Below are 20,578 nucleotides of genomic sequence, written 5' to 3'. Positions count from 1 at the left end.
TCAGGTCCCCGCCTTCACCTGCGCTGCGGCGACGGCCAGCAGTTCGTCCATCTTGGCCCGGACGTCGCGCTCGGTGACGGCCTGGTCCTTGGCGGTGAGGTCCTTCAGAACCTTGTGCAGGACGTCGTTGTCGCCGGCTTCCTCGAAATCGGCGGCCACCACTTCCTTGGCATAGGCGCTGGCGGCATCGCCCGTAATGCCTAGCTTCTCGGCGGCCCACAGGCCGAGCAACTTGTTGCGGCGGGCCTCAGCCTTGAACTTCTGTTCCTCGTCGAGGGCGAACTTCTTCTCGAAACCTTCCTCGCGCTTGTTGAATTCGTTCATGGCTGAAGTTCCAATTCCCTGCTGAATGGCGGGCTGGCGCTCGTTGCGGCGGCCCCGATGCCTGCCTAAATAAGTGGGAGGAATCGGCAAGACAACGAGCCGTTAAGCCGCAGGCAAAACAGGCGGAATCGGCCCTTTACGATAGGGCGGTATAAGTGCCCTCCAGGGGGCACTATCGATTGTGCTGGATGGGCCAATCGGATAGGTTGCCAACAGGTGTGGTTCTTGTTCTGTTTCCAGTTGGATCGCTCAGGTTCCAGGCCTCCGCGGCAGCTCCGTCGTGGGTCGTAACCCCAAGTCATCCGGAGCACCCAAATTCATGGATTTCAACAAAACACGGTACATCCCAATGAGCCGTCGACGCCGTATTTATGAAGGCAAGGCCAAGGTGCTTTATGAAGGCCCCGAGCCGGGAACCCTGATCCAGCACTTCAAGGACGACGCGACCGCGTTCAACGCCAAGAAACACCAGGTGATCGAGGGCAAGGGCGTCCTCAACAACCGGATTTCGGAGTACCTGTTTCAGCACCTTAACGACATCGGGGTGCCGACCCACTTCATCCGCCGTCTCAACATGCGCGAGCAGCTGATTCGCGAGGTCGAGATCGTGCCGCTCGAAGTGGTGGTGCGCAACGTCGCCGCCGGCTCGCTGTCGCAGCGGCTCGGGATCGAGGAGGGCACCCAGCTGCCGCGCTCGATCATCGAGTTCTATTACAAGAACGACCAGCTCAACGACCCCATGGTGTCGGAAGAGCACATCACCGCCTTCGGCTGGGCCACGCCGCAGGAGATCGACGACATCATGGCGCTGGCGATCCGCGTCAACGATTTCCTGACCGGCCTCTTCCTCGGCATCGGCATCCGCCTCGTCGACTTCAAGATGGAGTGCGGGCGGCTGTTCGAGAACGAGATGATGCGGATCATCGTCGCCGACGAGATCTCGCCGGACTCCTGCCGCCTGTGGGACATCAAGTCGAACGAGAAGCTCGACAAGGACCGTTTCCGCCGGGATTTGGGTGGCTTGCTTGAAGCCTACACCGAAGTGGCAAAACGGCTCGGCATTCTGATCGAGAACGAGCGTCCGGCCGGCAGCGGCCCGGTGCTGGTGAAGAGTTAAGGGGTAATCGTGAAGGCACGCGTCACTGTCACATTGAAGTCGGGCATCCTCGATCCGCAAGGCAAGGCGATCGAGGGCGCGTTGAAATCGCTCGGCGTCGATGGCATCGCCAGCGTCCGCCAGGGCAAGGTGTTCGACATCGAGCTCGCCGCGACCGACGCGGCCAAGGCGGAGGCGGCGCTGAAGGCCGCCGCCGACAAGCTTTTGGCGAACACCGTGATCGAGAACTATCGGGTCGAGGTTCTGAGCTAGCCGGGGCGAGCCAGATGATGTCAGCCGCTCCCGTCTTCTCTCGCAACGAGCGGACGATCGTCCGGTCGCTGCTGCTGACGTCGTTGACGGCTGCCGGGATCGGTGGCGCGTCGGCGCAATCGCCGGCTCCGGCACCGTCCGCGGCCACGCAGCGGCCGCCGTTTGCGGTCAGTGGCTGGAGTTACGAGCGCCGTGCTGACACGCATTTGTTCCGTTGCGAGCAGCCGCAATGCGGTGCGGGCTCCAAGGTGAGCTACCGGTTCTACACCGGCGGAAATCAGATGACGCTGGACCAGTTCCGCGACAGCCAGAACCAGGTCATCAAGGCGCTGGAGCAGCGGACGCCCGGACAACGCATCACGCTTCTCGGTGTCGATGGCGACAAGGGCAGCGCGGTGCCGCGCATGTACAAGGCACGGCGCCTGACGGTGACGCAGAGCGGTTCGAGCGAGTATCAGGTCAACGGCTTGCTGTTTGGCGGACAAGGCTCCGCCAGCTTGATCAGCTCGGCGCGCGACGAAAAGGCCAGCAACGACAATTACGCAAAATTTGCCGCCGCAGTTAAGCTCGTGCTGGCGCCCAAAACCAGGTGATCCCATGAAGTCAGCCGTCCTCGTCTTTCCCGGCATCAACCGCGAGCGCGATATGGCGCGCGCATTGAAGCTTGCCTCCGGCAACGAGACCGCGATGGTCTGGCACGCCGAGACCGCGCTGCCTGAGGGTACCGACCTCGTGGTGGTGCCCGGCGGCTTCTCCTATGGCGACTATCTGCGCTGCGGCGCCATCGCGGCCCGCGCGCCTGTCATGGATGCGGTGCGCGACTTCGCAGCCAAGGGCGGGCTCGTGCTCGGCGTCTGCAACGGCTTCCAGATCCTCTGCGAGTCCGGGCTGCTGCCGGGCGTGCTGATGCGCAATGCCGGGCTGAAATTCGTCTGCCGCGACGTGCACATGCGCGTCGAGCGCTCCGACACCCCGTTCACCCGCGGCTACAATGCCGGCCAGGTGATCCGCGTGCCGGTGGCACACGGCGAGGGCAACTACGAGGCGGACGAGGAGACGCTGAAGCGGCTCGAGGGCGACGGGCGGGTGCTCTACCGCTACTGCTCGCCGGAAGGCGTGGTCGACGAGGCTTCGAACTTCAACGGCGCCGCGCATTCGATCGCCGGCATCGTCAACGAGCGCGGCAACGTGCTCGGCATGATGCCGCATCCGGAAAACCACGTCGAAGAGATCATGGGCTGCACCGACGGCCGCGGCCTGTTCGCCGGACTGGTGGCGCATTTGGAGCGAGCAGCTTGAGGGCCTGAGATGGACCTTGGGTTGTTCGATTTCTGGAAGGAAGTTTCTCCAAGCGCCAAAGTCCATCCACAAGACAGGTCGATTCTGGAGGCTGACGACGCGCACAGCTTCGACCTGAAATGCTTGCCCATCCCGTACTATGGACCGTTAAGAACAGCTCCGATTGTTTTGCTTTATTTGAACCCTGGCCTCTCTGCAGAAGATCGTGCGGACGCCTCGAGTGAGGATGCACGGTTATTTTGGTGGCGCCAGCGGCAAGGAAGTGAAGCGCTTCGGAGCCAAATCCACCGCGAGAAGAGAAGCTGGTGGGTGTCGCGAACGAAGTGCTTTGGGGTGGACCCTGAAGTTCTGCGCCACAAGCTCGCAGTCCTTGAGTTGTGCGCATACCACTCGAAGGCGTTTACGGACGGCCCACTCTTGGAAAGACTGCCCTCAAGCAAGACCGTACGTCAGTGGGCTGCGTCCAATCTGTTTCCTCAAGCAAGGTTGAAGAAGAGAGTCGTTATTTGCTTGCGTTCAGCAAGACGATGGGGACTAACCGTGGGCAGTCAGGATGGCTGGTTTTTTGCTCCTTTTGTCACCCGTAGCGGCTACATGTTTAAGGACGGAAGCCGGGCCGACGTGATTGAAGCGGTCAAACAGATTTTGAGAAGCAATTGAGGGGGGTCAATTAGTGCGCGGTCTGCTTGTTACTGTTTTTGCATTGCTCTATGCATCTGCAGGATACGCCCAGGACTTTCCCAAACGTCCGATCACGATGATCGTGCCGTTCACGGCCGGCGGCACGTCTGATGTCATTGCCCGCGCGGTCGCCGATCAGATGAGCACGGCGCTCGGCCAGAGCATCATCATCGAGAATGTCGGCGGCGCCGGTGGTTCGACCGCACTGACCCGCGCAGCGCGCGCCGAGCCGGACGGCTACACGATCGCGATCGGCAACGCCGGCACCAACGCCGCGACCTACACGATCTATCCAAAACTGTCGTTCACGCCCGACTCCTTCGCGCCGATCGCCGTGGTCGCCAAGACCTTCGGCATCGTGGCGCTGCGCAAGGATTTTCCGGCTGGAGATCTCAAGGAATTCATCGACTACGCCAGGAAGAATCCGGGCAAGGTCAATCTCGGCCATGCCGGCGTCGGCTCCTCGAATTACCTGATCTGCAAGAGTTTCGTGCATGCCGCCGGCATCGACGTGCAACTGGTCGGCTATCGTGGCGCGGCGTTCGCGCTGACGGACGCGATCGGCGGCCAGATCGACGGCGTCTGCGATGCCGCGGCCTCGGTGTCGCAGGCGATCGACGACAAGCTCGTGAAGGCGGTGGTGGTCGGCTCGACCGTGCGTCTCGCCTCGCTGCCGGAGCTGCCGACCTCCGCCGAAGCCGGGCTGCCCGAGTTCGAGGCGCAGGGCTGGAACGGCCTGTTCGCGCCGAAGGGCACCCCGCCCGAGATCGTCGCCAAGCTGAACGCTGCCGCGCGCACTGCGGTGGCGAGCGAGGCGGTGAAAAAGCGCTTCGTCGATTTGTCGACGGTCGCCCCCGACGCCAATGAGCTCGCGCCGGAGGTGCTGCAGCAACTCGTGACCCGCGACGTCGCCAAGTACCGCGCGCTGCTCGCGGACGACAAGAAGTAGGCCGCGAACCTATCTCCGCAGCCAGCGCTTGACGGCCTCAGCCGGCACCGTCATCGCGGCGACGCCGGCCATCACCAGCAACAGGCCGAGCGCCAGGTTCGACGGCACGGATTCGCCGAGCAGGATCACCGACAGCGCGACGCCGATCGGGATGCGCAGATAGCCCTGCGCGTTGGTCGTGAGCGTGCCGAGCCGCGTCAGGCACATGTAGAACAGCATCAACCCGAACGCGCTGGAGAAGATCCCCATCACGACGGTGGCGGCCAGCGCCTGCGGCGTCGGGTGCAAGGTCCAGGGATGGTCGACGATCAGCGCGACCGGCAGCAGCACGGTGCCGCCGAACAAGAGCGAGCCGGCGGCCACCACCATCGGGTCATAGTCGGAGAGACGAAGCCCGAAGATCGTGGCGCAGGCGAACGACACGGTGGCGAGCAGGATCGCGATCTCGGCGAAGATCTCCTTGCCGAAGCCGGAGAGCGCGTCGAGGCCTATGATCGCGACCGTGCCGGCAAGGCCGAGGATCGCGCCGACCAGCTTGAGCAGCGAAGCCGGCTCGTGCCGCGTGATCGCCCAGGTGATCAGGAAGGCGAAGATCGGCGTCGTGGAGGCCAGCACCACGGTGTTGGACGCCGGCACGTAGAGCTGCGCCCAGGTGATCACCAAAAACGGGATCGTCGAGTTGATGGTCTGCTGGAAGGCGAACAGCTTCCAGGCCTTGATGTCGGTCGGGATCCGGATGCTGCGGATCCGCAGCACCACGAGCAGGAACAGCGCGGCGACCAGCGAGCGCGCCGAGATGAAGGTGACCGGCGGGATCGAGCCGAGCCCGATCTTGGTCAGCGGATAGGTCGAGCTCCAGCAGCAGGCGAGCGCCAGCAGTAGCGCATAGTCGCGCCAGCTACGCGCACCGGGCGCGGTGGACAGGGTAGGCGTGATCGCGGGAGCCGTCACGCCGCCCGTGCTTGTTGTCTTGAGCATGATCCTTTCGGAAAACCGCTTCACGCTTTTCCGGATCATGCTTTGGCTGTGCTCTTCGGCACCTTGATTGGCTCCCTTCACGCATTGGCGCGCGATGGAGCGAATGTAGCGTGGCCGCGGGGCAAGAGGCTAGGGGCATGAAAAAGCGACGGACGCCGCATGGCGTCCGTCGCACGGAATTTGGCCGAGGTTCTAGCGCAACACTTCGCTCAGTACCTCGCCGTCGACCTGGCGTGGTGCCGTGCCGAGGATCCGCATGATGGTCGGCGCCACGTCGATATTGCGCATGTGGCGCACGACGGTGTCCTTGCGGATCTGCGGACCTGCGGCGATGAAGGTTGCGCTCATCACCGGAAGCTCGGGATCATGGCCATGGGCGCCGTAGAAATTCGGCATCGACAGCGCGGTGGTCGCCGAATTGAACGGCGCATCACCCTGGCGCGCGACGCCGGGGTTCTGGATGCCGTCGAAATTGTAGCCGGGCGCCATCAGCGCGAACACGTCGCCATAGTCCTGGCCGACGGTCTTGCTGGTGCACTGTCCGGTTCCGGCGTCGCATTGCAGCGGCCGGGTCTCGACGACGGTGAAGATGCGCTGATCCCTGAGCGAGTAGTTGAACCGCGCGTTGGGATCGACCGCGTTCTTCACCGCGTCGGTGATCTGCGCCACCAGGGTCCGGTAGGTTGCGAGGTCGACGGTGCCGCCAAGCTCGCGGTTCTGCAGGTTGACGTAGATGTCGGCGGCAGGACCCGAGGTGCGGATCCCGACCTTGCTGGTGTCGATACCGGCGTTGCGCAGGATGTTGGTGAGATTGACCGAGGTGTGGAACGGCGCGAAACCGTGATCCGACACCACGATGACGTTGCTGTCGCGGCCCGCCGTGTCAGCGATCTGCTTTACCGCCTTGTCGGCGGTCTGGTAGGCGAAGCGGATGTAGGAGGCGTAGCGCTTGACCTTGGCCGGATCCTGGTTGGCGCCGATCGAATTCGGGTCGGTCGGGCTAGTGCCCTGGCGCGGATCGGTGAGCAGGAACTGGTGCTCGGAGCCATCGGGCTGCTCGATATAGACCATGACGAGGTCGGCGTCCGGATGCGTCTTGATCGCACGCTCGCCGATATTCGCCTGGTAGCGCACGAAGGTCTTCACCATGTCCTCGAACATGGTCTCGATCTCGACGTCGGGGAAGCTGGTGAAGCCCGGGCTCAGGCGCTCCGGAATCCGGAAGTCGGCCTGCGGACGCCAGAACCCGATGTTGTCGTTGATGTCGTCGACATCGGCGAGAACAGGCGTGTTGCGCGGGATGTAGTTGGCGCCGTAGCGGGCGAAGCGCACCACCGAGAGGTCCGGCGACAGCGCCGAGACGAAGTACGCGGCGCCGACCTTCGCGCCGCTGCCTTCGAAGAAGAACGGGGCGTTCTCGCCGCCGAACTTGACATAGGCCGGCCCGGTCGAGGGCGCGTGGAACGGGCCTGCGGTAATGCCGAGGTTCTCGTCGAAGAACACCAGCGTGTCGTAGTTCACCTTGCGGTCATTTGTCGTGTCGATCGCGGCGACGCGGATCGAATATTTGACGTCGAGCGTCGCGGCGTTGGTGCAGGTCGCGGTCGCCGCCGCAGAGCATGAGAACGTCTCGATCGGCGCCGAGGTCACCAGCACCGGGCTGAAAGAGAAGTGGCCCGCAGCTTGCAGCGCCGCCACGATGCCCGGGTCGGCCGTGAAGTCGCTGCGCGACAGCGTGAAGCCCTGGGCGCCGATGCCGCCGAACGCGCCGAACGGCACCGTGAAGTCGGTCACGCGGGTCGGCTGGGCCGGCTGCACCACGGTCTTGTTGATGGAGATGTCGGCGCCGTCGCCGCCGGGCCAGGTCGCGGTGACGACCTTCTTGCCCTGCTGGCGCAGCTGCACCCACAGGGGCTGTGCAGTCGGGTGCGCCGACGGCCCGAGCGGGCTTTCGTTGTAGCCGCCGATCGGTGCCGCGAAGCCGCTGATGCTGCTGGAGATCGGCCCGACGATCGGCTCGAACGTGTTGGATGGGATGTCGTTATGGACCGCCGTCGAACCGGTCGCGATCGCGATATGCGAGACCGCGGTGAGCGACGGTGACGCCGTCACGTTCTGCAGCGCCACCGCGCCGCGCCGGCTCAGCCGGGCGAGGCCGCCGTCACGCGGCAGCACGCCTTCCTCGATGAATTTCTGGATGAAATCAGGCTTGGCGCCGTCGAGCGAGATCATCACGACGCGCGGCCTGCGGCCGTGATGGTCGCCGTCATGGTCCTGATCCTGATCGTGACCGCGAGAATCGCCGGCATGATCGCCATTATCGCCGTCCTGACCGGCGCGCGCCGGAGTTGCAGTCCACGCCAGCGAAGCGACAAGCGACATCGCCGTCGTGACGGACACAAACGTCTTCAATTTCATGAGAATGCCCCATAGTCGCTGTGCGAATGCACAAACGGAAACCGTTCGGCAATCTACGGAGGCTTGGCTGACGAGCATGTGACGCATGCGCGACGACGCAACGACAGGACGTCGTCGCGTCACAACTGGTGCTCGCATGGCGTCGCGAAGAATTTGCGAGAACACAACGAGCTAGAGCTTGTGCGTTCGATTCAGTACGCGTCGATGTAACGACTCGATGACGGCGTGTTTCCACAGGCGTCGCGGGTCACGCGTTGCTGCCTGCGCGATTGATCCGCGTCGATGCCGATTCGCGGGTGCGGTGAGACTTCGCCGAGGCAGAAAAGGGCCGCTGTGAGCATCGAAATTATGCAGTGTCCCAGTTCGCCGGCAGGCGATATCGCCCTTGGTTGACGCCCTGGCTTATATTGCCGTTTTGTGACTTGGCCCACACGGGCGTGCCGCTGGGCCGGTTAGGGTCGAGCACATGACAAAGCATCTCAGGCTACCGGTCATCTTCACTGCCCTGGTCGTCGCGACGCAATGCTTGGCTGCGGAGACAAAGGGCGCGGGCTCAACCTTCGTTTCGCCTGTGATGGCGAAATGGATCGATGCCTACAAGGCAAAGACCGGCAATGTCGTCAGCTATCAGTCGGTGGGTTCGAGCATCGGCGTCGGCCTGATCAAGAAGGCTGCCGTCGATTTCGGCGCCAGCGACATGCCGCTCGATCCGAAGGAGCTCGACAGGCTCGGCATGATGCAATTTCCGATCGTGATCGGAGGCGTCGTGCCTGTCGTCAACATCGCGGGCGTCAAGCCCGGCCAGATTCAATTCACCGGACCGCTGCTCGCCGACATCTATCTCGGCAAGGTGAGATCATGGAACGATCCGGCGATTCAGGCCGTCAATCACGATCTGAAGCTGCCGCCTGCCGCGATCACCGTCGTCCATCGCATCGATGGATCCGGCACGACGTTCAACTGGTCGAATTATCTCTCGAAGGTCAGCGCGCAGTGGAAGGCAAGCGTCGGCGAGGGCACGTCGGTCGAGTGGCCCGTCGGGCTCGGCGGCAGGGGCAATGACGGCGTCGCTTCGCTGGTCGGCCTGATTCCCGGGGCGATCGGCTATCTCGAATACGCCTACGCGCTACAGCGGCTGGACCGGATTTCCTTCGGTCTGGTGCAAAACGGTGCCGGCAATTTCGTCACCCCGGACGCCGCATCGTTCCAGGCCGCGGCCTCGAGCGCAGACTGGAAGACCACGCAGGATTTCTACCTGGTCCTCACCAACGCTCCGGGGGAAGACGCGTATCCCATCACGGCCACGACCTTCGTGCTGATGCACAAGCAGCCGAAATCGCCCGACAGGTCGGCGGTCGCCATCGACTTCCTGCGCTGGTCGTTGGAGAACGGCAAGTCGCAGGCCGCATTGCTTAATTACGTTCCTTTGCCGCCCGCCTTGATCGGGCAGATCGAGGCCTATTGGCAGCACAATTTCGAGGCGCTCACGGCGTCTGCATCGCCGCCCGCAAAGCCCTGACGCACCTTGGCTTGACACATACCGGACAGGGCCGCGCCGCGCTGGCTCTAGGCACTCGCTGCGGTCAGCGCTTTGCGCTTCACCCGCTTGATGGTGCCGGAGAAGGTGAACAGCGGCCGCTCGGCCGACGTCAGCATGCCGCGCACGAAGATCAGCGAGCCGCCGGCGCGGGTGACCTCGCCGCTGCATTCGATCAGGTCGCCCTCGCGCGCCGCGTCGAGGAATTCCGAGGCGAACGACACCGTGACGCCGGGGCCCTGGAGCACCGAGCCGGCGAGCGCGAACAGGCAGTAATCCGCAAAGGTCATGAAGCAGCCGCCATGGACGTTGCCGGAGCCGTTGAGGTGCTTCGGGCCTACCCGGAACGCGCAGCTGATGCGGCCGTTCTCGTCCATGCGGTGGTAAAACGGGCCGGTATGGGTCTCGTAATTGTCCCGGGTCCAGGTTCGCCAGCCGGCGAATTCGCCCTCGGTTTCGACATGCAGGTCGGGGCGGCGGTTGAATGCGGTCTTCAGTGCGGTATCGGCGAGCTCGTTCACGAAATTTGGCCTTCAATTATCGGTTTCGGGTTCTTAAATCCGATCCATCCCCATTGTGCAAATGCCGCAGGCGCGGGCATCCCCCGCAAAGCTCTGGACAGGCCGGAAATGGGCCGTAAAAGGCCTTTTCGCCCCCGTTCGATCTACCTATTAAGGGTCCCATGAACGAGCCCAAGAATGCGTCCAAGAACGAGCCCAAGATCACCCCCGAGCTGGTCGCCGCCCACGGGCTGAAGCCGGACGAGTATGAGCGGATCCTCAAGCTGATCGGACGGGTTCCGACCTTCACCGAGCTCGGCATCTTCTCGGCGATGTGGAACGAGCATTGCTCGTACAAGTCGTCGCGCATCCATCTGCGCGGCCTGCCGACCAAGGCCCCCTGGGTGATCCAGGGCCCCGGCGAGAATGCCGGTGTGATCGATATCGGCGATGGCCAGGCCGTGGTCTTCAAGATGGAGAGCCACAACCACCCGAGCTACATCGAGCCCTATCAGGGCGCGACCACCGGCGTCGGCGGCATCCTGCGCGACGTCTTCACCATGGGCGCACGCCCGATCGCCTGCCTGAACGCGCTGAGCTTTGGCGCGCCCGAGCACCCGAAGACCCGGCACCTCGTCTCCGGCGTGGTCGCGGGCGTCGGCGGCTACGGCAATTCGTTCGGCGTGCCGACCGTCGGCGGCCAGGTGCGCTTCCACACCCGCTATGACGGCAACATCCTGGTCAACGCGATGGCGGTGGGTCTCGCCGACGCCGACAAGATCTTCTACGCGGCGGCGTCCGGCGTGAACATGCCGATCGTCTATCTCGGCTCCAAGACCGGCCGCGACGGCATTCACGGCGCCTCGATGGCCTCGGCCGAATTCGACGACGCCTCCGAGGAGAAGCGCCCGACCGTGCAGGTCGGCGATCCCTTCGCCGAAAAGCTGCTGCTCGAAGCCTGCCTCGAGATCATGGAAGCCGATTGCGTGATCGCGATCCAGGACATGGGCGCGGCGGGCCTGACCTGCTCGGCGGTCGAGATGGGCGCCAAGGGCGACCTCGGCGTCGACCTCGACCTCGACGCGGTGCCGACCCGCGAGACCGGCATGAGCGCCTACGAGATGATGCTCTCGGAGAGCCAGGAGCGCATGCTCATGGTGCTCAAGCCCGAGAAGGAAAAAGAGGCCGAGGCGATCTTCCGCAAATGGGGGCTCGATTTCGCCATCGTCGGCTACACCACGCCGAGCAAGCGCTTCGTCGTCAAGCATGGCGGCGATGTGATGGCCGACCTGCCGATCAAGGAGCTCGGTGACGAGGCCCCGGTCTATGACCGCCCGCACGTCGCCTCGAACGCGCTGCCCGTGATCCGCGGCCAGGACGTCAAGCCGCCGCTCGGCATCGCGGAGGCGCTGGAGAAGCTGATCGGCACACCCGAACTGTGTTCGAAGCGCTGGGTCTGGGAGCAGTACGACCACGTCATCCTCGGCAATACCATGCAGCGTCCCGGTGGCGATGCCGCGGTGGTGCGCGTCGAGGATGGGCCGAAGGGGCTTGCGCTCACCGTCGACGTCACGCCGCGCTATTGCGAGGCCGATCCGTTCGAGGGCGGCAAGCAGGCGGTCGCGGAAGCCTGGCGCAACATCACCGCGGTCGGCGGCCGGCCGCTCGCGATCACCGACAACCTCAACTTCGGCAACCCCGAGCGGCCCGAGATCATGGGCCAGTTCGTCGGCTGCCTGAAGGGCATTTCGGAGGCCTGCCGCGCGCTCGACTTCCCGGTCGTGTCCGGCAACGTCTCGCTCTACAACGAGACCAACGGCCGCGGCATCCTGCCGACGCCCTCGATCGGCGGCATCGGCGTGCTCGACGACTTCACCAAGTCGGCGACGCTGGCGTTCAAGGCGGCCGGCGAGGCGATCCTTTTGGTCGGCGACGTCAAGGGCTGGCTCGGCCAGTCGGTCTATCTGCGCGACGTCTGCGGCCGCGAGGAGGGCGCTCCGCCGCCGGTCGACCTCGCCGCCGAGAAGCGCAATGGCGACGTGGTGCGCGGCATGATCCGCGCCGGCACGGCGACCGCGGTGCACGACGTCTCCGATGGCGGGCTCCTGATCGCGCTTGCCGAGATGGCGATCGCGAGCGGCATCGGCGCGCAGCTTTTGGCGGCGCCGTCCTCGATCGTGCCGCATGCCTATTGGTTCGGCGAGGATCAGGCCCGCTACATCGTCACCGTGCCGGCGGCGGACGCGGGCCTCGTGCTGGCGAAGATGAAGGGCGCCGGCGTGCCCTGTGCGCGCATCGGCACCACCGGCGGTGACGCGATCGCTGTCGCGGGCGAGGCGCCGGTTGCGGTCGAAGACCTCTCCCGCGCGTTCGAGCACTGGCTGCCGAACTACATGCACGGCACTGCCGCCTGATCCGGACGGATCAGGCGCTACCGCGCGTTGCAAGGATTTCAAGGCGCGATGAATTCATCATCGCGCTATTTTTTGACCGCGATCCTGCGGACCCAGCCTACGTCGCGCCGCGGACTGCGCGCCACGCAAAGATGATGATGCAGGCGCCGATGAAGCCGGCGATGAGATAGCTGAGCCAGCCTCCGCCGAGCGACACGCCGAGCAGACCCAACAGCCAGTTCGCCAGCGCTGCGCCGACGATACCGAGGATGATGTTCATGAAGATGCCGGTTCCGGACTTCATGAACATTTCGGCGAGCCAGCCGGCCAATCCGCCGACGATGATTGCGGCGATCCATCCAACTTGAGGGTCGTTCATCTCTGCACTCCTTGAGGTCAAGCAGTCCGGCCAGCATAACCGAGAATCACCGGACGGCATGTGACCAATGGCAGGTTGTGCGCAACTTGTCGGGGGCGACTCACCGTCAGCCTTGCCGCTTGGAGCGCTGTCGTTGGTCAGTCTGGCGCGGCAGATGTGAGAGTGCCGCCGCAAAGGGAAACTAAAGCACGTATTTCGAGCCGGGAATTTTGCGCAGCACGGCGGTGACCGCCCAACTCAGCGCCACGGTGGCGAAGAACGCGACCGCGGCCTTGGCGATCGCCGGCAGGTCCATGTCGAACAGCCAGTATTGCAGCCACAGCACGATCGGATAGTGCACCAGGAACATGCCGTAGGCGTCGCCCTGCATGCGGTCGAGCAGCGTCGGCCCGGTCGCCTTTGATTGCAGGAAGTAAGCCAGGATCGCGAACAGGATCGAGGCGCTGAACAGCACGTAGAAGCTGCCGTAGATCGCGAGATACCAGCCCGGCAGCGGATCGGGATTACCGATGATCCCGCGCTTGATGTAGATCATCACCCACATCATCGCATAGGGGATCACCGTGATGCCGGTCCAGAACCAGCGACGCTCGGTCAGCCGTCCGTGCGCGCTGAGCAGCCCGCCCTCGAGATTTGCCGCGCCGATCCCAGCACCGATGAAGAAATAGGCCGCATAGAGCAGCACGCGGCTCGCCTGCACCGAGAACGGTCCGAGCTCGAACCAGTAGTTCTGGCCATAATGGACCAGCATCGGCAGGTACACGGCGGCACTGACCACGACGAGGAACAGCCAGAACTTCGAGGGACGTTCAAATCCCTTGATCGAGAGACGGTTGATCGGCTCGAGCAGACGCGACGACACCCGGTACAGCACGCTCGCGGTCAGGTCGAAGGCCATCAGGACCCAGACGAACCAGATCGGGCCGCTCGGCCACGGCCCGACCGTCATGGTCTTGCGCCAAAATTCGGCGAAGGTCAGATCCGGCGTCGCGCGCAGCGCGATCGCGTAATAGGCGATGGGGATCACGGTGACCGCGCAGATCACGAAGGGCAGGCCGAGCCGCAGCAGCCGGTCGCGCAGGAAGATCAGCCACGGCTTGTGGCCGAGTCCTGGCCAGACGAACAGCCCCGAGAGGAAGAAGAACATCGCCATGAAGAAGCTGTCGGTGGCGAGCACCACGCAGTCGAAGCCGACCCACGACGTCGGGTCGGTGTGCCCGAAATAGGTGTAGGGAATCACCGCGTGGTGCAGCAGCACGACCAGCGTCAGGAAGGTGCGTGCGCGGTCCAGGGCGACGTTGCGCTTGTGGAGCTTCGGTGCTGCCTGAATGTCGACGGCCGGAGCCGCGTGAGCAATCGATTTCATGGTGCCCTCAGCCGGGTCTGCACCCTGATGTTGCAATCGGGAACCCGATTCAGCAAGGCCCAATCGTCCCGATTCCGTGGTGTCGAGGTCGGTCATCTCAGCGGTACTGTTTCGTTCTGGAACTGGGGTCGGTGACGGGTGTTATCGGGACGAATGGCGGGCGCGCAACGCGTGTACGCGGCCTCGAGGAGCAACAATGACACTGTTGAAATGGGCGCTGATCTTCCTTGTCGTATCGATCATCGCGGGCTTGCTCGGCTTCACCGGCCTCGCAGCCGCCTCCGCCGACATCGCGCGCTTCCTGTTTTACGTGTTCGTCGCGATCTTCCTGGTGCTCCTGATCCTCGGGCTCACGATATTCAGGGTCTAGCGGCCTCGGGGTCTGGCGGCGATCCGGCCGAACACACCCCTCGTGATGCCCGGGCCTCGCCCGGGCATCTGCGTTTCAGGCTTGCGGTGGCGCCAGCCGAACGGCCGGGCGTGGCCCGGCGGTTGCGGCCGGCCGGACGCTCTAGGCGACTTCCTCGATCTTCACCTTGTCCGGGTAGAAGGCGAGGTGGCCGGCGATCTCGGTCATCGCCGGGAACGGCTCTTCATAGGTCCAGATCGCATTGTCCAGCGTCTTGCCGTTGGCCTTGATGCTGAAATAGTTCGCGTCGCCCTTATAGGGGCAATGCGTGGTCCGCTCGGTGCGGCTCAACAACTCCATGTTGGCGTCCTGCCGGGGGACATATTGCACGGCCGGATAGCTCGCTTCCTTCAAGGTCAGCGCATGGGTGGTCTCGGCGATGACGACGCCGTCGGCGGTGACGCGGACGCGCTTGGCATTGGGCGTGATCGTAATCGGATGGTCGGGGCCGGGGAGCTTCATGATTCTGCGCCTCTTCTGGTCATTTCGGCGTGATGGCTTGTGACCGATTGATGCAGGTTTAAATCGCTGGGAATGGGAATATAGTGTGCGGCGGGATGACCTAGAAGACCTTGAGGACTAGGTTTTATCCCGGCCGAATCGGCCCTGATTCGAACGACCTGACGGAGGTGGACTGGGATGCCGATGGACGCCCGTGATATCGAATCGATGATCAAGGCAGCGATCCCCGATGCCGAGGTGACGATCCGTGATCTGGCCGGCGACGGCGACCATTACGCGGCCACTGTCATATCCGAGTCATTCCGCGGCAAGTCCCGCGTCCAGCAGCACCAGATCGTCTACCAGTCGCTGAAGGGCCAGATGGGCGGCGTGCTGCACGCGCTGGCCCTGCAGACCGGGGTGCCGGAAGGCTAGGCCCCGGCCGGCGGGCGGGGGCCTCAAGCAATGGCAGACAATCCGCGCGGCGCGATGTTTCGCGTCATCGTGCCCAACCAGCACAGCCGTGTCACCAATGCCGAGCTGTTCTTCGACCTCGTCTTCGTCTTTGCCGTCACGCAGCTGTCGCATACGCTGCTGCACCACTTCACCCCGCTCGGCGCGGTGCAGGTCACGGTGCTGTTCCTCGCGGTGTGGTGGGTGTGGGTCTACACCACCTGGGTCACCAACTGGCTCAATCCAGAACTGACGCCGGTTCGCCTGCTGCTGTTCGTCCTGATGCTGGGCGGACTGCTGTTGTCGACCTCGATCCCGACCGCGTTCGAGGGGCGCGGGCTGTGGTTCGCCGGGACCTATGCGGCGATGCAGGTCGGCCGCACCGCGTTCTGGCTGCTGGCCACGCCGCGGCGCCGGACCGCGGTCCGCCACAACGCGATCCGCATCCTGACCTGGTTGTCCTGCTCCGCCGTGCTCTGGATTCTCGGCGGCTTCGCGGAGCACGAAACGCGGATGTGGTTCTGGATCGCGGCGCTGACCATCGAATATGTCGCACCGGCTGCGCGGTTCTGGACGCCTCGTCTTGGCCCGTCCTCGATGGAAGCCTGGTCGGTCGAGGGCGGCCACATGGCCGAGCGCTGCGCAGGCTTCATCATTATCGCGCTCGGCGAGGCGATCGTGGTCGACGGCGCGACCTTCGCCGAGCTGACCTGGACGCCGGAGAATGTCGCGGCGTTCATCTCGGCGCTGGTCGGCAGCATTGCGATGTGGTGGATCTATTTCCACAAGGGCGCCGAGGCCGGCTCGGAGATGATCTCGAAATCTGAGGAATCCGGCCGCGTGGCGCGGATCGCCTATACCTATCTGCATATGCCGATCGTCGGCGGCATCATCCTTACCGCGGTCGCCGACGAGCTGGTGCTGAAGCATCCGTCCGGCCATTCCGACCTGAAGACGATCGTGAGCTCGGTCGGCGGCCCAGCGCTGTTCCTGGTCGGGACCATCCTGTTCAAGTACGTGATCCGCAACTTCCTGCAGCTCTCGCACGGCGTCGGCATCATCGCGCTCGCGATCACAGCCTGGTTTGCCCGCGAGATGTCGCCGCTGATGCTCTCGATCGTCACCACCGCGATCATGATCATGGTCGCGACCTGGGAGTCGATCTCGCTGCGGTCGACGGGGCAGGAAGAATAGCGAGCGCGGTTACCGGCGGCCGGCCGCTGCCACAAGGTGCTGCCAATAGACGAACAGCGGCGCGCCGATCACTTCGAGCAGGGTGAATCCCACGAAGGGAAGTGGCGGCGCGCCGACGATCATGATCGACAGCAGCCGGCCGATGCCGCCGAGGAAGATGCCGCCCCAGACCACGCGAAACAGCACGGTCTCGCTTTCGATGCGCGGCACCAGCCAGAGCAGAGCGAGGCCGAGACCGAGCCAGACCCCGCCGAAGAAGCGCAGATTGCTGTCCAAAACCGGCAGCGCCGGGACGCCCGACGAGGCGTAGAGCGGATCGCTGACGCCGAGCATGGTGATGATGCCGGTCAGGATCGGGACCAGGGCGAGCAACGCCGTCGCAATCTGCAGCGCACGCCGGCCCATGATTTGCCCCGTCCCCTGATTTGCGCGCTAGTCCGCCACGAGAGCGTGCACCGAGAACATCGTGTTGGCGTCGGTCCAGCTCTCGCGCACCGTCCAGCCCGCGCTGCGGGCGAGCGCGGTGAAACGCTCGAGCGAGTATTTATAGCTGTTCTCGGTGTGAATGCTCTCGCCCGGACGGAACGCGAAGGTGTTGCCGAGGATGCGCACGGTCTGCGCCTTGCGGCTGATCAGGTGCATCTCGATGCGATGGCGATCGCGGTTGTAGATCGAGCGGTGGGTGAAGCCCGACAGGTCGAAATTGCCGCCGAGCTCGCGGTTGATCCGCGCCAGCACATTGATGTTGAAGCGCGCGGTGACGCCGGCCGCGTCGTTGTAGGCGTCGTACAGCACCCGCTCGTCCTTCTCGAGGTCGACGCCGATGATCATCTGCGCGCCGTGGCCGAGGATGTTGCGCGCGCTACGCAGGAAGGCCAAGGCCTCGCTCGGCTCGAAATTGCCGAGCGTCGAGCCGGGGAAGAAGCCGACCTTCGGCATCGTGGCGACGGCGTCGGGCAGCGCGAACGGCGTGGTGAAGTCGGCCGCGACCGGATAGATGCCGAGACCGGGGAAATCGCGGCGCAAGCCGTCGGCCTGGGCTTTCAGGAAATCACCGGAGATATCGACCGGCACGTAGGCTGCGAATTCGCAATGCTCGAGCAGCAGGCGCACCTTGGTGGTCGCGCCGGCGCCGAACTCGACCAATGCCGCGCCTTCGGGGATGATTGCGGCGATCTCGTCGCCGCGGTCGCGCAGGATGCCAAGCTCGGTGCGCGTCGGATAATATTCCGGCAGCACCGTGATCTGTTCAAACAGCTCGGAGCCTGTGGCGTCGTAGAAATATTTCGGCGACAGCCGTTTCGGGTGACGGGCAAGGTCCCCGATCACGTCGCCGGCAAACGCCGATGTCGCTTCGTCAAATGGATACGCTTTGGCCAATGCGGCGGCACGCACATTCATGATACTCTCCCGAACGCGCTTACCGGCGCGCTATTGATGTCGACAGGACTCAATCAGGCATAGTCGGCGAGGCGTAACCCCGTGAATTGCCAGCGATGGTGCGGATAGAAGAAGTTGCGGTAAGTGACGCGGCTGTGACCTTGCGGCGTCGCCAGCGACGAGCCGCGCAGCACGAGCTGATTCACCATGAATTTTCCGTTGTACTCACCGAGCGCGCCTTCGATCGCGCGATAGCCCGGGTAGGGCGAATAGGCGCTGCGGGTCCATTGCCATACGATGCCGTAGGCGTCGTTGAGCAGGCCGGCGCGGGCCGCGACCTCCCATTCCATCTCGGTCGGCAGATGCTTGCCGGCCCAGCGGGCGAAGGCATCGGCCTCGTAATAGCTGACATGGCAAACCGGGGCCTTTGGGTCGATCGGCTGCAGGCCGCCCAGCGTCATGATCTTCCATTCGCCGTCGATCTCGCGCCAGTGGCCGGGCGCCTGCCAGCCCTCGTTGCTCACGGTGCCGAAGCCGTCCATCAGCCACAGCGTCGCGGTGGAGTAGCCGCCGTCCTTCATGAAGGCGAGCCAGTCGGCATTGCTGACGAGGTTCTTCGCAAGCTTCACCGGGCCGACCAGGGCGCGATGCGCGGGCTTCTCATTGTCGAAATGGAAGCTGTCGTCGGCGTGGCCGACGCTGTGGATGCCTTCGTTGAGCGTCACCCATTCCGCGGGCCCGCCATGCGAGGCCGGGAAGCGCCAGGCCGGATCGTAGGCCGGCGGGATCGGGTTCTGCGCGAAGGCATGCAGGATGTCGGTGTACATCAGCTCCTGATGCTGCTGCTCGTGATTGAGGCCGACCTCGACCAGCGGCACCAGCGCCGCGAGCCTTTCCGGGGCGGCGGTCTGGAAGAATTTCACCACCTCGGCATCGACATGGCGGCGGTAGGCGGTGACATCGTCGGCGGTCGGGCGCGTCAGATGGCCGCGCTGGTGACGGGCGTGCCGGGGACCGGCGGTGACGTAATAAGAATTGAACAGGTAGGCGTAGTCCGGATGGAACGGCGTGTAGCCCTCGACGTGCTCGCCGAGCAGAAACTGCTCGAAGAACCAGGTGGTATGGGCGCGGTGCCACTTGGCGGGGCTCGCATCCGGCATCGACTGGATCAGCTGGTCTTCGGGGGATAACGGCGCGACCCGACGCTCGGTCTCGTCGCGGACCGCGCGATAGGCATCCACCAGCCGCTGGGCGAGCGGGCCGGATTCGGAGCGTAGTGACGGGGAGGCGGCTGAAATGGCGGCCGCGGTATAGGCTGGTTTCGTCACAGGGGTCTCCGAATTCAGGGGAGAGAACGTTGCTTCGGCAATCTGGTTCCTGACGGACAGTTCGTCCTAGATAGGGGCTCCGTTACGGGAAAAAAGCCTCCCCCCGCGATGATATTGGACCCATCAGATAATCCGGGCCTCTCTTGCGGCGCTGCCCGGCCCCCGCCGCATGCCAGATTTCTGCCATTTTGCTTTGGATGCACAATGGTTTGAGCTACATATATAGCCAGTCACGGGTTAGAAGGGCGGGCCGGCCCGTTCAGGCCTGAGAGCGCCGCCTACGCAAGGAAGCGAAAATGAGCATCGAGCAATTCATCGACAACGAAGTGAAGTCGAACGACGTCGTGCTGTTCATGAAGGGCACGCCGCAATTCCCGCAGTGCGGGTTTTCCGGTCAGGTCGTGCAGATCCTCGACCACATCGGTGTCGGCTACAAAGGCCTCAACGTTCTGGAATCGGCCGAGCTGCGCAATGGCATCAAGGTCTATTCGAACTGGCCGACGATTCCGCAGCTCTACGTGAAGGGCGAGTTCGTCGGCGGTTGCGACATCATCCGCGAGATGTTCCAGGCCGGTGAATTGCAGCAGCTGTTCGCCGACAAGGGCATTCCGGTCGACGTGGCTGCCTGACCTTGACCGCGCGCCGGATCGGCAAGGCGCGGCTCGAAGTCATCGTTACCGACATCACGACCCTGCGCGTTGACGCCATCGTCAACGCCGCCAATTCATCGCTGCTCGGTGGCGGCGGTGTCGACGGCGCGATCCATCGCGCCGCCGGGCCGGATCTCGTCGCCGAATGCCGTACGCTCCACGGCTGCAAGACCGGCCAGGCCAAGATCACCAAAGGCTATCGGCTGCCGGCGAAACATGTCATCCATACGGTTGGCCCGGTGTGGAATGGCGGCAAGCTCGACGAGGACGGTCTGCTTGCATCCTGCTATCGGCGTTCGGTGGAGCTCTGCGAAACGCATGGCCTCGCCTCGGTCGCTTTCCCCGCGATCTCGACCGGCATCTATCGGTTTCCCGCGGATCGCGCGGCCCAGATCGCCGTAAAGACCGTCGTCGACGCGCTGGCCGCTGCCCCCGGCATCGAGCACGTCATCTTCTGCTGCTTCTCCGCCCCCAGCGCCGAACTGCACGAGGCCGCCTTGGCCTCCTTCGGTGGCCCTTGTGCCTGATGA

General features: G+C 64.2%; 23 protein-coding genes. 13 read left to right on the top strand and 10 right to left on the bottom strand.

The annotated features are described in order from the left end of the window. Positions 1 to 324, bottom strand: a complete 324-nt coding sequence (locus ACVILL_RS39370) for a DUF1476 domain-containing protein (RefSeq protein ID WP_456733940.1) — start codon at positions 322 to 324, stop codon at positions 1 to 3. Between the two features lie 349 nt (positions 325 to 673). Between ACVILL_RS39370 and purC the strand changes: the two genes are divergently transcribed. From purC to ACVILL_RS39340, 6 genes are read left to right on the top strand one after another with little or no spacing between them, the layout of a single operon-like run. Then, the gene (gene purC / locus ACVILL_RS39365) at positions 674 to 1,441 is read left to right on the top strand and encodes a phosphoribosylaminoimidazolesuccinocarboxamide synthase (protein ID WP_016843454.1); all 768 of its coding nucleotides are present in this window, start codon (positions 674 to 676) and stop codon (positions 1,439 to 1,441) included. A gap of 9 nt (positions 1,442 to 1,450) precedes the next feature. After that, entirely contained in the window at positions 1,451 to 1,693 is a 243-nt protein-coding gene (gene purS / locus ACVILL_RS39360) for a phosphoribosylformylglycinamidine synthase subunit PurS (RefSeq protein WP_456733939.1), read from the top strand. A 14-nt stretch (positions 1,694 to 1,707) separates the two neighbouring features. Further along, a complete protein-coding gene (locus ACVILL_RS39355) occupies positions 1,708 to 2,286 on the top strand; it encodes a hypothetical protein (protein ID WP_456733938.1) in 579 nt (192 codons plus the stop codon). 4 nt (positions 2,287 to 2,290) lie between these two features. Beyond that, positions 2,291 to 2,992 (top strand): phosphoribosylformylglycinamidine synthase subunit PurQ, encoded by a 702-nt coding sequence (purQ, locus tag ACVILL_RS39350; RefSeq protein WP_456733937.1) that lies wholly within the window; start codon positions 2,291 to 2,293, stop codon positions 2,990 to 2,992. Between the two features lie 9 nt (positions 2,993 to 3,001). Then, a complete protein-coding gene (locus ACVILL_RS39345; protein ID WP_456733936.1) occupies positions 3,002 to 3,652 on the top strand; it encodes a hypothetical protein in 651 nt (216 codons plus the stop codon). A 13-nt stretch (positions 3,653 to 3,665) separates the two neighbouring features. Beyond that, a complete protein-coding gene (locus ACVILL_RS39340; RefSeq protein ID WP_456733935.1) occupies positions 3,666 to 4,622 on the top strand; it encodes a tripartite tricarboxylate transporter substrate-binding protein in 957 nt (318 codons plus the stop codon). A 9-nt stretch (positions 4,623 to 4,631) separates the two neighbouring features. On the opposite strand, the gene ACVILL_RS39335 is transcribed toward ACVILL_RS39340, so the two are convergent. Then, positions 4,632 to 5,600 (bottom strand): DMT family transporter, encoded by a 969-nt coding sequence (locus ACVILL_RS39335; RefSeq protein WP_456733934.1) that lies wholly within the window; start codon positions 5,598 to 5,600, stop codon positions 4,632 to 4,634. Positions 5,601 to 5,792: 192 nt separating this feature from the next. Beyond that, a complete protein-coding gene (locus ACVILL_RS39330) occupies positions 5,793 to 8,018 on the bottom strand; it encodes an alkaline phosphatase family protein (RefSeq protein ID WP_456733933.1) in 2,226 nt (741 codons plus the stop codon). A 466-nt stretch (positions 8,019 to 8,484) separates the two neighbouring features. On the opposite strand from ACVILL_RS39330, the gene pstS reads away from it, so the two are divergent. Continuing rightward, positions 8,485 to 9,537, top strand: coding sequence for a phosphate ABC transporter substrate-binding protein PstS (gene pstS / locus ACVILL_RS39325; RefSeq protein WP_456733932.1), 1,053 nt, complete (start codon positions 8,485 to 8,487; stop codon positions 9,535 to 9,537). Positions 9,538 to 9,584: 47 nt separating this feature from the next. Here the strand turns inward: pstS and ACVILL_RS39320 are convergent, their stop codons facing one another. Next, on the bottom strand, positions 9,585 to 10,076 hold the full coding sequence (locus ACVILL_RS39320; protein WP_456733931.1) for a PaaI family thioesterase: 492 nt from the start codon (positions 10,074 to 10,076) through the stop codon (positions 9,585 to 9,587). A 161-nt stretch (positions 10,077 to 10,237) separates the two neighbouring features. Here ACVILL_RS39320 and purL point away from each other — a divergent pair, with 161 nt between their 5' ends. Next, positions 10,238 to 12,469 (top strand): phosphoribosylformylglycinamidine synthase subunit PurL, encoded by a 2,232-nt coding sequence (gene purL, locus ACVILL_RS39315; protein ID WP_456733930.1) that lies wholly within the window; start codon positions 10,238 to 10,240, stop codon positions 12,467 to 12,469. A 97-nt stretch (positions 12,470 to 12,566) separates the two neighbouring features. Here the strand turns inward: purL and ACVILL_RS39310 are convergent, their stop codons facing one another. After that, positions 12,567 to 12,827, bottom strand: coding sequence for a GlsB/YeaQ/YmgE family stress response membrane protein (locus ACVILL_RS39310; RefSeq protein WP_456733929.1), 261 nt, complete (start codon positions 12,825 to 12,827; stop codon positions 12,567 to 12,569). Positions 12,828 to 13,008: 181 nt separating this feature from the next. Next, entirely contained in the window at positions 13,009 to 14,193 is a 1,185-nt protein-coding gene (locus tag ACVILL_RS39305) for an acyltransferase family protein (protein WP_456733928.1), read from the bottom strand. Between the two features lie 196 nt (positions 14,194 to 14,389). Here ACVILL_RS39305 and ACVILL_RS39300 point away from each other — a divergent pair, with 196 nt between their 5' ends. Beyond that, positions 14,390 to 14,563, top strand: coding sequence for a DUF1328 domain-containing protein (locus ACVILL_RS39300; protein WP_456733927.1), 174 nt, complete (start codon positions 14,390 to 14,392; stop codon positions 14,561 to 14,563). Positions 14,564 to 14,704: 141 nt separating this feature from the next. Here the strand turns inward: ACVILL_RS39300 and ACVILL_RS39295 are convergent, their stop codons facing one another. Beyond that, the gene (locus ACVILL_RS39295; RefSeq protein ID WP_456733926.1) at positions 14,705 to 15,064 is read right to left on the bottom strand and encodes a DUF427 domain-containing protein; all 360 of its coding nucleotides are present in this window, start codon (positions 15,062 to 15,064) and stop codon (positions 14,705 to 14,707) included. 177 nt (positions 15,065 to 15,241) lie between these two features. Here ACVILL_RS39295 and ACVILL_RS39290 point away from each other — a divergent pair, with 177 nt between their 5' ends. Both ACVILL_RS39290 and ACVILL_RS39285 read left to right on the top strand, forming a co-directional pair. Further along, on the top strand, positions 15,242 to 15,478 hold the full coding sequence (locus tag ACVILL_RS39290) for a BolA family protein (protein ID WP_016843470.1): 237 nt from the start codon (positions 15,242 to 15,244) through the stop codon (positions 15,476 to 15,478). 30 nt (positions 15,479 to 15,508) lie between these two features. Continuing rightward, on the top strand, positions 15,509 to 16,690 hold the full coding sequence (locus tag ACVILL_RS39285) for a low temperature requirement protein A (protein ID WP_456733925.1): 1,182 nt from the start codon (positions 15,509 to 15,511) through the stop codon (positions 16,688 to 16,690). Between the two features lie 9 nt (positions 16,691 to 16,699). Here ACVILL_RS39285 and ACVILL_RS39280 read toward each other — a convergent pair whose 3' ends face one another. From ACVILL_RS39280 to egtB, 3 genes are read right to left on the bottom strand one after another with little or no spacing between them, the layout of a single operon-like run. Beyond that, the gene (locus ACVILL_RS39280) at positions 16,700 to 17,095 is read right to left on the bottom strand and encodes a DUF4345 domain-containing protein (RefSeq protein ID WP_456733924.1); all 396 of its coding nucleotides are present in this window, start codon (positions 17,093 to 17,095) and stop codon (positions 16,700 to 16,702) included. A 27-nt stretch (positions 17,096 to 17,122) separates the two neighbouring features. Next, positions 17,123 to 18,091, bottom strand: a complete 969-nt coding sequence (gene egtD / locus ACVILL_RS39275) for an L-histidine N(alpha)-methyltransferase (RefSeq protein WP_456733923.1) — start codon at positions 18,089 to 18,091, stop codon at positions 17,123 to 17,125. Positions 18,092 to 18,144: 53 nt separating this feature from the next. Continuing rightward, positions 18,145 to 19,398 carry an ergothioneine biosynthesis protein EgtB gene (gene egtB / locus ACVILL_RS39270; protein ID WP_456733922.1) on the bottom strand — a complete coding sequence of 418 codons (1,254 nt, stop codon included), beginning with the start codon at positions 19,396 to 19,398 and terminating at the stop codon, positions 18,145 to 18,147. A gap of 296 nt (positions 19,399 to 19,694) precedes the next feature. On the opposite strand from egtB, the gene grxD reads away from it, so the two are divergent. Next, complete coding sequence (gene grxD / locus ACVILL_RS39265) at positions 19,695 to 20,027, top strand: Grx4 family monothiol glutaredoxin (protein ID WP_016843475.1); 333 nt, start codon at positions 19,695 to 19,697, stop codon at positions 20,025 to 20,027. After that, positions 20,024 to 20,575: an O-acetyl-ADP-ribose deacetylase gene (locus ACVILL_RS39260; protein ID WP_456734465.1), complete on the top strand. Its 552-nt coding sequence runs from the start codon at positions 20,024 to 20,026 to the stop codon at positions 20,573 to 20,575. Before grxD ends, ACVILL_RS39260 begins: the two co-directional genes overlap by 4 nt. Positions 20,576 to 20,578 lie beyond the last annotated feature (3 nt).

It is taken from the genome of Bradyrhizobium sp. USDA 3364, assembly GCF_054056355.1.
Note: the sequence above shows the minus strand (reverse complement) of the source record. Positions and strands in the feature narration are given on the sequence as shown.

Excerpts from the sequence above, each read along its gene's own strand:
- ACVILL_RS39280 (WP_456733924.1), bottom strand. The coding sequence starts at position 17,095 with ATGGGCCGGCGTGCGCTGCAGATTGCGACGGCGTTGCTCGCCCTGGTC.
- purC (WP_016843454.1), top strand. The coding sequence starts at position 674 with ATGAGCCGTCGACGCCGTATTTATGAAGGCAAGGCCAAGGTGCTTTAT.
- ACVILL_RS39295 (WP_456733926.1), bottom strand. The coding sequence starts at position 15,064 with ATGAAGCTCCCCGGCCCCGACCATCCGATTACGATCACGCCCAATGCC.
- pstS (WP_456733932.1), top strand. The coding sequence starts at position 8,485 with ATGACAAAGCATCTCAGGCTACCGGTCATCTTCACTGCCCTGGTCGTC.
- ACVILL_RS39330 (WP_456733933.1), bottom strand. The coding sequence starts at position 8,018 with ATGAAATTGAAGACGTTTGTGTCCGTCACGACGGCGATGTCGCTTGTC.
- ACVILL_RS39300 (WP_456733927.1), top strand. The coding sequence starts at position 14,390 with ATGACACTGTTGAAATGGGCGCTGATCTTCCTTGTCGTATCGATCATC.
- ACVILL_RS39335 (WP_456733934.1), bottom strand. The coding sequence starts at position 5,600 with ATGCTCAAGACAACAAGCACGGGCGGCGTGACGGCTCCCGCGATCACG.
- ACVILL_RS39290 (WP_016843470.1), top strand. The coding sequence starts at position 15,242 with ATGCCGATGGACGCCCGTGATATCGAATCGATGATCAAGGCAGCGATC.
- egtD (WP_456733923.1), bottom strand. The coding sequence starts at position 18,091 with ATGAATGTGCGTGCCGCCGCATTGGCCAAAGCGTATCCATTTGACGAA.
- ACVILL_RS39310 (WP_456733929.1), bottom strand. The coding sequence starts at position 12,827 with ATGAACGACCCTCAAGTTGGATGGATCGCCGCAATCATCGTCGGCGGA.
- purL (WP_456733930.1), top strand. The coding sequence starts at position 10,238 with ATGAACGAGCCCAAGAATGCGTCCAAGAACGAGCCCAAGATCACCCCC.
- ACVILL_RS39345 (WP_456733936.1), top strand. The coding sequence starts at position 3,002 with ATGGACCTTGGGTTGTTCGATTTCTGGAAGGAAGTTTCTCCAAGCGCC.
- ACVILL_RS39305 (WP_456733928.1), bottom strand. The coding sequence starts at position 14,193 with ATGAAATCGATTGCTCACGCGGCTCCGGCCGTCGACATTCAGGCAGCA.
- ACVILL_RS39355 (WP_456733938.1), top strand. The coding sequence starts at position 1,708 with ATGATGTCAGCCGCTCCCGTCTTCTCTCGCAACGAGCGGACGATCGTC.
- ACVILL_RS39285 (WP_456733925.1), top strand. The coding sequence starts at position 15,509 with ATGGCAGACAATCCGCGCGGCGCGATGTTTCGCGTCATCGTGCCCAAC.
- ACVILL_RS39370 (WP_456733940.1), bottom strand. The coding sequence starts at position 324 with ATGAACGAATTCAACAAGCGCGAGGAAGGTTTCGAGAAGAAGTTCGCC.
- purQ (WP_456733937.1), top strand. The coding sequence starts at position 2,291 with ATGAAGTCAGCCGTCCTCGTCTTTCCCGGCATCAACCGCGAGCGCGAT.
- grxD (WP_016843475.1), top strand. The coding sequence starts at position 19,695 with ATGAGCATCGAGCAATTCATCGACAACGAAGTGAAGTCGAACGACGTC.